The following is a 12,074-nucleotide window of genomic DNA, read 5'->3' as shown; positions in this document are numbered from 1 at the left end:
GGTAAGAGCCCCCCGCCGGCCCCGCAGCCCCCGAAGATCAGACTGCCCCGTTCCCCGTCCCGTTCCCCTTCTCCCGCGCCGCCGTAGACGCCTCCGTCATCCCCGGCAGGAAGTCCGTGAACAGCTCGTGCACCTCGAGGACGAGCGGCCGCAGCACCCGGAACCGGGCGAGGGCGACCCCGCGCGTGGTCAGGCGTGCCCCCCGTTCGGCGAGGCGCCGGCTGCGCTCCCGGTCCTCGGAGCTGTCGAAGACCCAGTACAGGACGAGCCCCATCTGGGAGAGCCACATCAACTCCGGCAGGATCGCGGCGAGTTCGGCCGGAACCTTCGCCTTCGAGCCGGACAGCACCTCGCGGTGCACGTCGATCGCCGTCTCGCGGGCGTGCTCCGACTCGGGCGAGAAGGGGCTGAGCGGGCTGGTCGGGTCCGCGGCGGTCTTGAAGAACTGGGCCGCGAACTCGTGGTACGGCTCCGCGATCTCCAGCCAGGCGCGGAGCACCCCGGCGATACGCTTCTCCAGGTCGCTCTCCCGGTCGAGCACGGGCCGTACGGCCGCCCGGTGCTCCGCGGAGATCTGGTCGTAGAACCCCTGGATGAGGTGTTCCTTGCCCGCGAAGTAGTAGTACGCGTTGCCGACGGAGACCCCCGCCTCCTTCGCGATGGCCCGCATCGTCGTCTTGTCGTAGCCCCGCTCCCGGAACATCCGCATCGCGGTCTCCAGGATCAGCGCCCGCGTCTGCTCACTCTTGGCGGGACTCTTCGCGGGGCTCTCGGCGGCTGCCGGGCTGGGGGTCTCTTTCTCTGCTGGCACGCTCAGAGCCTAATCGGGCACGGGGCAGCCGCTGTCGCAGGCCGCGGGGCCGTAGTACGTCCAGCCGTCGACGCGGTCGTACACCCAGCCGTCCGTCCTGCGGTAGGCGCCGCCCCCGGCCTTCCTGACCTGCTGGTCCCGGTGCGCCTGGCGGTACTTGGCGGCGGCGAGGACCGCAGCGCGCGCGAGGCGGGCGCCGGCCGGGCTGCTGAATTTGTGGGACAGCGGCCGGTACTCGGACAGTGCCCACAGGGTGACGACCCAGGCGGCGGGTCCGCGGTAGATCTGGCCGCTGTCGCCGACGAGCGTGATCTCCGAGAGCGTGGAGATGTGGTCGATCCCGGGGCAGCGGCGCCGGGCTTCTTCGGACCCGGCCGGCACCAGGTCGAGCGGGACGAGCTGCCGCTGCCGGGCGAGCCAGTTCCGCAGGAATGTGCAGAGCGGGCACTGGGCGTCGTAGAGGAGGACGAGCCGGCGGACCGGGGCCCCCGTGGTGCCCCGGTCCGCGACCCCGCTCATCGCCGTCACGCCCCGGCCACCGGCGGCGCGGCCCAGCCCTGCGGGGGAACGGGCGGCTGCTGCTCCCGCTCCATGACCCCCCGCCGCCGGATCTTGTTGAGCACCCACACGTTCCCCAGGTGCATGACCCCCAGCACCAGGAGCACCACGCCGAGCTTCGTCGACAGGGCCTCGAAGATGCCGCGGGTGTCGGCGATGTCGTCGTCCCCGCTCAGGTAGAGCGCCACGAAGCCGAGGTTGACGAGGTAGAAGCCGACCACCAGCAGATGGTTGACGGCATCCGCGAGCTTCTCGTTCCCGTGCAGCACGTCGGCGAGGAAGACCCTTCCGTTACGGCTCAGGGTGCGCGCCACCCAGACGGTCAGGCTGATGCTGACGACGAGGTAGACGACGTATGCGACGACTGTGAGGTCCATTTCCCCACCCCTCCTTGAACGCGTTCAAAAACGCTGTCGAGAAGGACTGTAGACCTGTTTTTGAACATGTTCAAGCGAGGGTCGGCCGATGGGGATCGACGAACCCGGCTATCAACTCCGCGCCAGTTCGGGCCGCTTGAGATAGTCCGTGAGGCCGATGACGTTGCCCCACGGATCCGCGAACTCCACGACGTAACCGGTGGAGGTGGAGAACGGCGGGTCGGCCGGCGGGATCCCGGCCTCCGTCAGCGCGCGGGCCGCCGCCTTCGCGTCGCGCACCTCCAGCCATACGCGTGGCCCCGGCTGCGGAGGGGGCCGGCGGTCGAAGTCCTCCTCCGCGCGCAGCAGTACGCCGGGCGTCTCCTTGCCGGCTTCGAGGAGGGCGATCCCGGCCTCGTCGAGGCGGAACTTCACGTGGAAACCGGCCCGCTCGTAGAAGGAGACCGCCTCGCCGAGATCGCCGACGGGGAACAGCACGTTGTCGAAGCCGAGCAGCTCAAGCTCAAGTGACATACCGTCAGATTAGCCATGTTTCGGGCGAACGGGACGGTACATCGTCAGCGGCGGATACGTGGCGCGCCGGTCACGGAGGTCATCAGGCAGTACAGGGACGTCGTCGCGGTGATGAAGAGGATGTTGTTCTTGGGGCCGCCGAACGCGACGTTCGAGACGGGCTCCGGGACGTCGATGCGGCCGATCCGCGTGCCGTCCGGGTCGTAGCAGTGCACACCGCCGTGCATGGCGGCGGCCCACAGCCGTCCGCCGTCGTCGAAGCGGATGTTGTCGAAGCGGCCGTCGTCGCCACTGGTCTCGGCGAAGACCTTGCCGTCACTCAGGCTCTCGCCGTCGTCCTGGACGTCGAAGACGCGGATGCATCCGGCCCGGGTGTCGGAGACGTACAACTGGCGCTCGTCGGGCGAGAAGACGAGGCCGTTCGGCGCCCCGAAGCCGTCGGCGACCTGGCGCACCTCGCCGGTGGCGGGGTCGATCCGGTAGACGTTGTTGGCGCCGATCTCGGACTCGGCGCGGAAGCCCTCGTAGTCGCTGGTGATCCCGAAGTCCGGGTCGGAGAACCAGATCGAGCCGTCCGAGCGGACCACCGCGTCGTTCGGGCTGTTGAGCCGCTTGCCCTCGAAGCGGTCGGCGAGGACGGTGATCCGGCCGTCGGCCTCGGTGCGGGTGACGCGGCGGCCGCCCTGTTCGGCGCTGACGAGGCGCCCCTCGCGGTCGAGGGTGTTGCCGTTGGTGTGTCCGGCAGGGGTGCGGAAGAGGCTGACCGCGCCGGTCGCCTCGTCCCAGCGCAGCAGGCGGTCGTTGGGGATGTCGCTCCAGATGAGCTGGCGCCAGGCGGGCAGGTAGACGGGCCCTTCGGCCCAACGGCTGCCGGTGTGCAGGGTGGTGAGGCTGTCGTCCCCGAAAGCGCACCGTCCGGTACGGAAGCGCTCGTCCAGAATCTCGTACACGCTGGGCTGGTTCTGGCCAGACATGGTTATCCCCCAGGAACTGTAGACCGAATGACATCCTGTCGTATGGGACTATGGCAGAACGGGATACGGTTACGCCATGGTCGACGGAGCGGGAGTGGGTCACAGTGGCAGTGGATGAGATCGACCGGAAGCTGGTCGCGCTGCTCCAGCGGGACGCGACGACGGCGTACGCGGCGCTCGGCAAGGAGGTCGGCCTCTCGGCCGGCGCGGCCCACGAGCGGGTGCGCAAGCTGCGCGAGCGGGGCGTGATCCGGCGGACGACCGTCGACGTGGACCCGGCCGCGCTCGGGCAGGGGGTGCTCGCGTTCGTGATGGTCGAGTCGTCGTCGTGGATGGGCGAGTCGGCCGGGGAGTTCGCCGCGATCCCCGAGATCCAGGAGGCGCACGTGATCGCCGGCAGCGCGTCGGTCCTGGTGAAGGTGCGAACGGAGACGACGCAGCAACTCCAGGACGTGCTCCGGCGGTTGTACGCGATCGAGGGCGTCAGCGGCACACAGGCGACGGTGGCCCTGGAGACGTTCTTCGAGCGGCCAGTTGTCACGTGACGCACCGAGGGCCCCGCCCCCGGTGCGAAACCGGGAGCGGGGCCCTCAGGGATGTACGAGATGTACGACCGGGAAGGTCAGTAGCGTCGCGTGATCAGCGCGCGCTTGACTTCCTGGATCGCCTTGGTGACCTCGATACCGCGCGGGCAGGCGTCCGTGCAGTTGAACGTCGTGCGGCAACGCCACACGCCGTCCTTGTCGTTGAGGATCTCCAGGCGCTGCTCGCCCGCCTCGTCACGCGAGTCGAAGATGAAGCGGTGCGCGTTGACGATCGCGGCCGGGCCGAAGTACTGGCCGTCGTTCCAGAAGACCGGGCACGAGGACGTGCACGCGGCGCACAGGATGCACTTGGTCGTGTCGTCGAAGCGCTCGCGGTCCTCGGCGGACTGCAGACGCTCGCGCGTCGGCTCGTTGCCCGTCGTGATCAGGAACGGCATGACGTCCCGGTAGGCCTGGAAGAACGGGTCCATGTCGACCACGAGGTCCTTGAGGACCGTGAGGCCCTTGATGGCCTCGACCGTGATCGGCTTCTCCGGGCTGATGTCCTTGATCAGCGTCTTGCAGGCCAGGCGGTTGCGGCCGTTGATGCGCATGGCATCCGAGCCGCAGATGCCGTGCGCGCAGGAGCGCCGGAAGGTCAGCGAGCCGTCGAGCTCCCACTTGATCTTGTGGAGGGCGTCGAGGACACGCTCCTTCGGATCGATGTCGAGCTGGAAGTCCTCCCAGACCGCGTCCGCGGAGACCTCCGGGTTGAACCGGCGGATGCGGAAGGTGACCGTGATGAGGTGCGAGCCGTTGTCCGCCTCGAGAGCCTCGAGCTTGTCCATGGTCGGGGTAGCCATCAGTACTTACGCTCCATCGGCTGGTAGCGGGTCTGGACGACCGGCTTGTAGTCCAGACGGATGGACTCGGAGCCGTCGTCGCCGACCTCGCGGTACGCCATGGTGTGGCGCATGAAGTTGACGTCGTCGCGGTTCGGGAAGTCCTCGCGGTAGTGGCCGCCGCGGGACTCCTTGCGCGCCAGGGCGGAGGTCGCCATGACCTCGGCCAGGTCGAGCAGGTTGCCCAGCTCGATGGCCTCCAGGAGGTCGGTGTTGAACCGCTTGCCCTTGTCCTGGATCGAGACGTTCCGGTACCGCTCGCGCAGCTCGGCGATCTTCTCGACGGCCGTCTTGATCGTCTGCTCGGTGCGGAACACCATCACGTTGGCGTCCATGCACTCCTGGAGCTCGTTGCGGATCACCGCGACGCGCTCCGTGCCCGTGGAGTTGCGCAGGCGCTCGACCTGCGCGACGACCATCGAAGCCGGGTCCTCGGGCAGCTCGACGTAGTCGGCCTTCTCGGAGTACTCGGCGGCCGCGATGCCCGCACGACGCCCGAAGACGTTGATGTCGAGCAGCGAGTTGGTGCCGAGGCGGTTGGCGCCGTGCACGGACACGCAGGCGACCTCGCCGGCGGCGTACAGACCGGGGACGACGGTGGTGTTGTCCGACAGGACCTCACCCTCGACGTTCGTCGGGATGCCGCCCATGGCGTAGTGCGCGGTCGGCTGGATCGGGATCGGGTCCGTGTAGGGCTCGATACCGAGGTACGTGCGCGCGAACTCCGTGATGTCCGGGAGCTTGGCGTCGAGCTGCTCCGGCGGGAGGTGCGTGAGGTCGAGGTAGACGTGGTCGCCCTCGGGACCGCAGCCGCGGCCCTCACGGATCTCCGTGTAGATGGAGCGGGACACGACGTCACGGGACGCGAGGTCCTTCATGACGGGCGCGTACTTCTCCATGAAGCGCTCGCCGTCCTTGTTGCGGAGGATGCCGCCCTCACCGCGGGCGCCCTCCGTGAGAAGGATGCCCATGCGCCAGATGCCGGTCGGGTGGAACTGGAAGAACTCCATGTCCTCCAGCGGCAGACCGCGCCGGTAGCAGGCCGCCTGGCCGTCACCGGTCAGGGTGTGCGCGTTCGACGTCACCTTGAAGAACTTGCCGGTGCCGCCCGAGGCGTAGATGACCGACTTGGCCTGGAAGATGTGGATCTCGCCGGTCGCCAGCTCGTACGCGACGACACCGGCGGAGTGCTTGACGCCGTCGATCTCGGTGATGAGCTGGTCCAGGACGTAGAACTCGTTGAAGAACTCCACGCCCTCCTTCACGCAGTTCTGATACAGCGTCTGAAGGATCATGTGGCCGGTGCGGTCCGCGGCGTAGCAGGACCGGCGGACCGGGGCCTCGCCGTGGTTGCGCGAGTGGCCGCCGAAGCGGCGCTGGTCGATGGTGCCGTCCGGGGTGCGGTTGAACGGCAGGCCCATCTTCTCCAGGTCGAGGACGGAGTCGATGGCCTCCTTCGCGAGGATCTCGGCGGCGTCCTGGTCGACCAGGTAGTCACCGCCCTTGATCGTGTCGAAGGTGTGCCACTCCCAGTTGTCCTCCTCCACGTTGGCGAGCGCGGCGGCCATGCCGCCCTGCGCCGCGCCCGTGTGGGAGCGGGTGGGGTAGAGCTTCGTCAGGACCGCGGTGCGGCTGCGCTTCGTCGACTCGATGGCCGCGCGCATGCCCGCGCCGCCGGCGCCGACGATGACGGTGTCGTACTTGTGGATCTTCATGAGTGGTTGCCTCAGCCCCGTGCCTATCGGATGTTCGGGTCGAAGGTGAAGATCACCAGCGTGCCCAGCAGGATCGTGAACACCGTGGCGGTGTACAGGAGGCCCTTCAGCCACAGGCGCGTGTTCGGGCGCTCGGCGTAGTCGTTGATGACCGTGCGCAGGCCGTTCGCGCCGTGCAGCATCGCGAGCCACAGCATCAGGAGGTCCCAGCCCTGCCAGAACGGCGAGGCCCAGCGGCCCGCGACGAACGCGAAGCCGATCTTGCTCACGCCGCCGTCGAGGACGAGCTGGATGAGCAGGTGGCCGAGGACCAGGACGACGAGGACGACGCCGGACAGGCGCATGAAGAGCCATGCGGCCATCTCGAAGTTGCCGCGCGTCGAGCGCGGGGTCTTCGAGGTGCGCTTGCGGGGGGCCTCGATGAAGGGCGCCGGGTTGTCGACGTCATAGACGGCGACGCCCTCGACGGGTCCGACGCCGGGCGTCTTCGCAGGGGTGGTGTCAGCAGACATGTCTGGCGTCAGCTCCCGAAGAGTTCACGGACGGCGTGGCCGAGGACCGGGTACAGCGCGCCCACCATCAGCACGACCCAGATGCCGACGACGGTCCAGAGCATCTGCTTCTGGTAGCGCGGGCCCTTCGACCAGAAGTCGACGGCGATGACACGCAGGCCGTTGAGCGCGTGGAAGAGGATGGCGGCGACGAGGCCGTACTCGAGGAGCGCGACGATCGGCGTCTTGTAGGTGGAAACGACGTCGTCGTACGACTCGGGGGAGACGCGGACGAGAGCGGTGTCCAGGACGTGTACGAACAGGAAGAAGAAAATGAGGACACCGGTGACTCGATGAGCCACCCACGACCACATGCCTTCCCGGCCGCGGTACAGCGTTCCAGCCGGCACGGAAGAACCCTCCGGGAGCGGGGATTGGGGCCGCGCCGGCTTCTCTGTCGGTCGGGCCCGGCCGGGTACGGTCCACCGGCCGCTCGTCATCGTATCGACGAGTTGTCGGCTCGCTCGCCCGGGGGCCGCCGGTGTGATCAAACAGGCAATCAAACAGCCACGTACGGGCTATCGGACGCGCTGTCGGGGCGCCCGGAATCCGCTGGTTCCTGCGGGTCTATCGCTTCCTGGGGCTCTGTCCGGGCATCGAGCGACCGTACGAGCCGGACGAGTCGTCCCCGGGCGAGTCGTCGCAGCTCGTCCCAGGACAGGACGCGCTCCTCCTCGGGATCGTTGCCAAGGCGTGACCGGATTCCGGCCAGGAGCTGGTCCAGGGCCTCGTCGGGCCCGTAGCCGTCGAGGCAGATGACGAACGCGTGACCGAAGCGGCTCTCGTACGCGCTGTGCGCGGCGCCGAGCGCGGTGTGCGCGACGGAGTACGAGCGGTGCGGGGTCAGGGGGAGCGACTCGCGGGACAGGGCCTCGTCGAGGTCGGCGGGCGCGAAGTCGTAGACCGCCTCGTCGGCGGCGGCGAGCAGGGCGTCGAGGTCCGGGTAAGGCCGGTGGGCGACGAGGCGGCAGGCCCAGTGGAGTGATCCGCAGCAGGTCAGGAGCGCGCGCTCGGCCTCGGTCGCGGGCAGCGTGTTGAACCGCGTGAGGCCGTGCGGGGACGACTGCAGCGGCGACGCATGCCCTGGTGAGCACTGCACCGGTATGGCGGCATGCCCGGGGAGGCGGGAGAAACGGTGCGAAGGCAGCGTGCGCTCCTCGGCGAGACGTGGGACGTGGCTGGGCTGACACTGGGACGAGACGTCAGTCAGGAGTGTCACGGGACATGTGGTGAGGGTGTGACGGATGTGCGTACACGCTAGCGATCCGGGCTTGGAGTTGTCTGGCGGATGCACCGATTTCACCCGGACGGGAGAGTTTGGGGGCGTGTGGTGGACAGGAGGTCGGGGGAGCGGGGCCTTACGGTCGCCTCCTAGGACGCGGAATTCGATCTCGAGGTTGCTGTCGAAACCGGAGGGCGGTCACTGATGGGCACGCGGAGTCGATCGACGGTCGGCGCGGGAGTTGTCACGGCGGGGACGGTCGCGCTGACCATGGTCCTCGTCGGCTGCGCCGGCGACGGGGGTGGCGCAAACGCCACCCGTGCCGGGCGCCCCTCCGACGGAAGGTCCGCGTCCCCCACCTCCGACTCGGCCCAGACCTCGGCGGAGCCCTCGCCCTCGAAGTCGTACGCCCTGTCGAAAACCCCGCAGACCATCCCCTCCGTGCGCGAGCACACGGCGGCGCGCGGGACCGGGTGGCGCCCCACCGGCGGCCGTGTCGTCATCGGGGACGCGAAGCTCTCCGACGAGGGCAAGCTCATCGCCGGCGAGCTGAAGCTGAAGTACGCGGGCAAGGTCAGGGCCGGCGCCGGTGACGTGGAGCTGGCACTCGGCGGGAGCGGCAACCCGGAGTCGTACACGATGGCCGTGAAGGACGGCCGGGTGCGGATCGTGGGGCCGGGTGACGCGGGTGTCTTCTACGGCACGCGCACGCTCAAGCAGGAGGTGCACGGCGGGGGGACCGCGCCGGAGGGCGTGGTGAAGGACGCGCCGGCGAAGCCGCAGCGCGGATTCATGCTGGACATCGCGCGCAAGCCCTTCACGGTCGGATGGATCAAGGAACAGATCCGGGAGATCGGCGACCTGAAGTACAACCAGTTCGGTCTGCACTTCTCCGACGACCAGGCCTTCCGTATCCAGTCGGACTCGCACCCCGAGATCGTCTCGCCCGACCACCTGACCAAGGCGCAGGTCCGCGAGATCGTCTCGCTCGCCGCCGAGCGGCACATCACCGTGATCCCCGAGATCGACTCGCCCGGACACCTCGGTGCCGTGATCGCGGCGCACCCGGAGCTCCAGCTGCGGAACACGGCAGGTGTCGCGACGCGCGGCGCCGTCGACATCTCGAACCCCGAGTCGGCGAAGATCGTCGACGATCTGCTGCGTGAGTACGCTCCCCTCTTCCCCGGCGCGTTCTGGCACCTGGGTGGCGACGAGTACCAGGCCCTGACGGTGAAGAACCCCGAGGCGTCCTTCCCGCAGCTCGCGGCCGCCGCCCAGAAGAAGTACGGGGCGAACGCGACGGTCGAGGACCTCACGACGGGCTGGCTGAACGACCGGGTCGCCACGATGAAGCCGTTCAACCGCTCCCTCAAGGCGTGGAACGACGGGTTCTTCCGGGGCGGTGTCGTCAAGGCCGACAAGGGCCTGGAGGTCGCCTACTGGACGGGCAAGGAGATCGGGGCGCGCCCGCCGGAGGAGTACCTGGCCGAGGGCCGCAAGATGACCAACTACAACGACGAGTTCCTCTACTACGTCCTCGGTCAGCCCAACGACTTCGTGTACCCGACCGGGCAGCGGATCTACGAGAGCTGGACGCCGCTCGTCGTGCGCGGCACGACGCCGGTGCCCGCGAAGTACGACAGCCAGATCCTGGGCGGCACGTTCGCCGTGTGGTGCGACCTGGCGAACTCGCAGACGCAGGCGCAGGTCGCGCAGGGGATCCGCATGCCGCTGCGGGCCACGATCCAGAAGCTCTGGTATCCGGGCAAACCGCCGCTCACGTGGCCGCAGTTCGTGGCGCTCGCGAACCGGCTGGGATCCTGAGCGGCTTAGCAGTGGACAGCGCGGTGGCCTGAACCGTATGTTCCGCTGGCCGGTGATCGACGCGCTCTGGGGAGATGCGCGCGACCGGCTCACCGTGAACCCGTGGGGGGTCCCTCGTGTCCAAAAGTGGTTTTCCTGTGCTCAAGTCGCCGGTCGGCGTCTCGAAGGCTGTCGTCGTGCTGCTGGGGGTGACGGGCGCGATCGACCTGTTCGCGCTGTGGGTGGGGTTCGAGCAGCGCAGCCTCGCGGCGGACTTCGTGGCCGGGCGCTTCTCGGCGGGCAGTGATGCGGACGCCGACCGCATCGACTCGCTGTACTCGGCGGCGGGCGTCGCACAGCTGTGTGCCATGGTGGCGACCGCGGTCGTCTTCATCGTGTGGTTCCGGCGGGTGCGCATCAACGCCGAGGTGTTCCGGCCCGACGGGCACAGCAGGTCGCGCGGCTGGGCCTCCTGGGGCTGGTTCGTGCCCGTCGTGAACCTGTGGGCGCCGCGCCAGGTCGCCACCGACACCTGGGACGCCAGCGTTCCGGAGGCCGGCCTGATCCCGCGGAAGTACTCGCGCAAGGTCATCAACAGCTGGTGGTCGCTGTGGCTGGTGAGCAATGTCATCGGCCGCTTGGCGGGCAGCCAGTACGACAAGGCCGAAAGCATCGGCGAGATCAAGACGGCCACCGAGATGCTGATGCTCTCCGACGCGCTCGACATCGCTGCCGCCGTCGCCGCCATCATGTTCGTCCGCGCCCTGACCCGCATGCAGAACGAGAAGGCTCTGCGCGGGCCCGCGATGGCGCCGTTCCCTGCCTGAATCGCCGGATCTGTGTTTTCGGTGGCGGAGCCACGTACGGCTGTGGTGTATTCGGCCCGAGCCGAGATCAGCCGCTTTCGAAGGCACCGGGGGGACACCGGCATGGGTTACTGGGGCTATTACGTCGTGGCCAGGAGTCAGCGGCCGCTCGCCGAGCTCGACGCGCTGGGCGGGGCGCGCGACGGGCTCACGCTCCTGGAGCGGCGGGCCGACGGCTGGCAGGTCTGGGAGTGCCCGGACGGCGGGGACCGGCGCCACGACGTCGGCAGCATGAACGCGCTGGCCACCGAGACCGGCGCGCCCGCCCTGTTCGGCTACGTCATGGACAGCGACTGCGTCGTCATCGAGGCGGCCGCGCCGGAGAGCGGCGCGTGGACCACGTGTCTGGCGCGCGATGCCATGGCCGGATATCTCTCCGCGGACGAACTGACCCTGGAGGACTACTTCCTGGAGCCCGCGGACGCCGCGCGGCGCGCGGTCGCGTGGGCGCAGGAGTGCGGCCGCACCGTCGAGCAGGGTCCGCTCGCCGACGTCCTGGGCCAGGACCCCGACCCGTTCGCCGAGCCGCTCTTCTTCCGCTTCCTGGACCGGCTCGGCGTCGCACCGCTGTGACGTTCCTGCGCCCCGGCACGCAGTAGAGCCCAGTAGAGACGAAATGCCGGGTCGGCAGGGAAAGGGCGTACTTCATGAGCCTGGTGGAGCTGATCGCGCAGGCCGACGAGCGGGGTCTCGCGGCCAGCGGTCTCGCCTGCCTCGACCGCTGCGTGCCGCTGCTGGGCGCTGAGGACGACGAGGCGCTGCGCCCGCTGTGGGCAAGCCTCGCCGAGGGCGGTCCGGAGTGGGGCGAGTGCCTGGCGAAGGCGCGGGCCGCGTTCCCGGCCGGGCCGGACGACGACGCGGACGAGGCGTCCGGGCTCGCCCGGCGCATGCTGGCCGCCGTGCCGGACACCCCGTCGGCGCCCGCGCTGCGCGAGTGGGCCGACGCCTGCTCGGTCGGCGCGCTCCAGATCCACCGCATGCTGGACACGATGGAGGACGGCGCGGGCTCGGTACGGTCCCGGCGCGAGGGCCGCACGGACGGCATGTCCCCGCTGGTGGCGGCCGAACTTCGGCGTCAGGTCAGGATCCTTGAGCTGCTCGCGGGCCGGGGCGCGAGCGGCCTGCGCCAGGCGCTCGACGTGTCGACGGAGGGCCGGCGCATCCTGCGGGCCGTCGTGTCGCGGCGGGCGCGGGGCCGCGTCTGATGCACGGGATCTCCGGGACCTGAACGGAACCGGGCCCGGCCGCCCCCTCCTGC

15 protein-coding genes are annotated in these 12,074 nt (G+C 69.4%); 5 read left to right on the top strand and 10 right to left on the bottom strand.

The features are described from left to right. Window positions 1-37: 37 nt before the first annotated feature. The 5 genes from CG723_RS19595 to CG723_RS19575 form a co-directional block, all read right to left on the bottom strand. Window positions 38-811, bottom strand: a complete 774-nt coding sequence (locus CG723_RS19595) for a TetR/AcrR family transcriptional regulator (protein WP_100594766.1) — start codon at window positions 809-811, stop codon at window positions 38-40. Window positions 812-820: 9 nt separating this feature from the next. After that, window positions 821-1,330, bottom strand: coding sequence for a thiol-disulfide oxidoreductase DCC family protein (locus CG723_RS19590; RefSeq protein WP_100594951.1), 510 nt, complete (start codon window positions 1,328-1,330; stop codon window positions 821-823). Window positions 1,331-1,335: 5 nt separating this feature from the next. Beyond that, on the bottom strand, window positions 1,336-1,746 hold the full coding sequence (locus tag CG723_RS19585; RefSeq protein ID WP_100594765.1) for a hypothetical protein: 411 nt from the start codon (window positions 1,744-1,746) through the stop codon (window positions 1,336-1,338). Window positions 1,747-1,857: 111 nt separating this feature from the next. Then, window positions 1,858-2,259: a VOC family protein gene (locus tag CG723_RS19580; RefSeq protein WP_100594764.1), complete on the bottom strand. Its 402-nt coding sequence runs from the start codon at window positions 2,257-2,259 to the stop codon at window positions 1,858-1,860. A gap of 44 nt (window positions 2,260-2,303) precedes the next feature. Then, complete coding sequence (locus CG723_RS19575) at window positions 2,304-3,233, bottom strand: SMP-30/gluconolactonase/LRE family protein (RefSeq protein WP_100594763.1); 930 nt, start codon at window positions 3,231-3,233, stop codon at window positions 2,304-2,306. Between the two features lie 110 nt (window positions 3,234-3,343). Here CG723_RS19575 and CG723_RS19570 point away from each other — a divergent pair, with 110 nt between their 5' ends. Further along, a complete protein-coding gene (locus CG723_RS19570) occupies window positions 3,344-3,778 on the top strand; it encodes an Lrp/AsnC family transcriptional regulator (RefSeq protein WP_100594762.1) in 435 nt (144 codons plus the stop codon). 77 nt (window positions 3,779-3,855) lie between these two features. Here CG723_RS19570 and CG723_RS19565 read toward each other — a convergent pair whose 3' ends face one another. The 5 genes from CG723_RS19565 to CG723_RS19545 all read right to left on the bottom strand — a co-directional run bounded on the left by CG723_RS19565 (window position 3,856) and on the right by CG723_RS19545 (window position 8,144). Continuing rightward, complete coding sequence (locus tag CG723_RS19565; protein ID WP_100594761.1) at window positions 3,856-4,620, bottom strand: succinate dehydrogenase iron-sulfur subunit; 765 nt, start codon at window positions 4,618-4,620, stop codon at window positions 3,856-3,858. Next, a complete protein-coding gene (sdhA, locus tag CG723_RS19560; protein ID WP_100594760.1) occupies window positions 4,620-6,374 on the bottom strand; it encodes a succinate dehydrogenase flavoprotein subunit in 1,755 nt (584 codons plus the stop codon). Before sdhA ends, CG723_RS19565 begins: the two co-directional genes overlap by 1 nt. A gap of 23 nt (window positions 6,375-6,397) precedes the next feature. Beyond that, a complete protein-coding gene (locus CG723_RS19555; protein ID WP_100594759.1) occupies window positions 6,398-6,886 on the bottom strand; it encodes a succinate dehydrogenase hydrophobic membrane anchor subunit in 489 nt (162 codons plus the stop codon). Between the two features lie 8 nt (window positions 6,887-6,894). Then, complete coding sequence (gene sdhC, locus CG723_RS19550) at window positions 6,895-7,275, bottom strand: succinate dehydrogenase, cytochrome b556 subunit (RefSeq protein WP_100594758.1); 381 nt, start codon at window positions 7,273-7,275, stop codon at window positions 6,895-6,897. 149 nt (window positions 7,276-7,424) lie between these two features. Next, window positions 7,425-8,144, bottom strand: a complete 720-nt coding sequence (locus CG723_RS19545) for a 2-oxo-4-hydroxy-4-carboxy-5-ureidoimidazoline decarboxylase (RefSeq protein ID WP_442802575.1) — start codon at window positions 8,142-8,144, stop codon at window positions 7,425-7,427. Between the two features lie 207 nt (window positions 8,145-8,351). Between CG723_RS19545 and CG723_RS19540 the strand changes: the two genes are divergently transcribed. The 4 genes from CG723_RS19540 to CG723_RS19525 all read left to right on the top strand — a co-directional run bounded on the left by CG723_RS19540 (window position 8,352) and on the right by CG723_RS19525 (window position 12,021). Further along, window positions 8,352-9,971 carry a beta-N-acetylhexosaminidase gene (locus CG723_RS19540; protein ID WP_100594757.1) on the top strand — a complete coding sequence of 540 codons (1,620 nt, stop codon included), beginning with the start codon at window positions 8,352-8,354 and terminating at the stop codon, window positions 9,969-9,971. A 137-nt stretch (window positions 9,972-10,108) separates the two neighbouring features. After that, the gene (locus CG723_RS19535) at window positions 10,109-10,777 is read left to right on the top strand and encodes a DUF4328 domain-containing protein (RefSeq protein WP_100594756.1); all 669 of its coding nucleotides are present in this window, start codon (window positions 10,109-10,111) and stop codon (window positions 10,775-10,777) included. A gap of 102 nt (window positions 10,778-10,879) precedes the next feature. Next, the gene (locus CG723_RS19530; RefSeq protein ID WP_100594755.1) at window positions 10,880-11,389 is read left to right on the top strand and encodes a hypothetical protein; all 510 of its coding nucleotides are present in this window, start codon (window positions 10,880-10,882) and stop codon (window positions 11,387-11,389) included. 74 nt (window positions 11,390-11,463) lie between these two features. Next, complete coding sequence (locus CG723_RS19525) at window positions 11,464-12,021, top strand: hypothetical protein (RefSeq protein WP_100594754.1); 558 nt, start codon at window positions 11,464-11,466, stop codon at window positions 12,019-12,021. The last annotated feature ends 53 nt before the right edge of the window (window positions 12,022-12,074 follow it).

The sequence above is a fragment of the Streptomyces sp. CB01635 genome, from assembly GCF_002803065.1.
Classification (GTDB): domain Bacteria; phylum Actinomycetota; class Actinomycetes; order Streptomycetales; family Streptomycetaceae; genus Streptomyces.
The sequence above is the reverse complement of the archived record's forward strand: the minus strand, read 5'-3'. Positions and strand labels throughout refer to the sequence as shown.

What these genes read in the sequence shown, in the direction of transcription:
- CG723_RS19565 (WP_100594761.1), bottom strand. Translation starts at nt 4,620, where the DNA reads ATGGCTACCCCGACCATGGACAAGCTCGAGGCTCTCGAGGCGGACAAC.
- CG723_RS19590 (WP_100594951.1), bottom strand. Translation starts at nt 1,330, where the DNA reads ATGAGCGGGGTCGCGGACCGGGGCACCACGGGGGCCCCGGTCCGCCGG.
- CG723_RS19530 (WP_100594755.1), top strand. Translation starts at nt 10,880, where the DNA reads ATGGGTTACTGGGGCTATTACGTCGTGGCCAGGAGTCAGCGGCCGCTC.
- sdhA (WP_100594760.1), bottom strand. Translation starts at nt 6,374, where the DNA reads ATGAAGATCCACAAGTACGACACCGTCATCGTCGGCGCCGGCGGCGCG.
- CG723_RS19575 (WP_100594763.1), bottom strand. Translation starts at nt 3,233, where the DNA reads ATGTCTGGCCAGAACCAGCCCAGCGTGTACGAGATTCTGGACGAGCGC.
- CG723_RS19555 (WP_100594759.1), bottom strand. Translation starts at nt 6,886, where the DNA reads ATGTCTGCTGACACCACCCCTGCGAAGACGCCCGGCGTCGGACCCGTC.
- CG723_RS19525 (WP_100594754.1), top strand. Translation starts at nt 11,464, where the DNA reads ATGAGCCTGGTGGAGCTGATCGCGCAGGCCGACGAGCGGGGTCTCGCG.
- CG723_RS19540 (WP_100594757.1), top strand. Translation starts at nt 8,352, where the DNA reads ATGGGCACGCGGAGTCGATCGACGGTCGGCGCGGGAGTTGTCACGGCG.
- CG723_RS19585 (WP_100594765.1), bottom strand. Translation starts at nt 1,746, where the DNA reads ATGGACCTCACAGTCGTCGCATACGTCGTCTACCTCGTCGTCAGCATC.
- CG723_RS19580 (WP_100594764.1), bottom strand. Translation starts at nt 2,259, where the DNA reads ATGTCACTTGAGCTTGAGCTGCTCGGCTTCGACAACGTGCTGTTCCCC.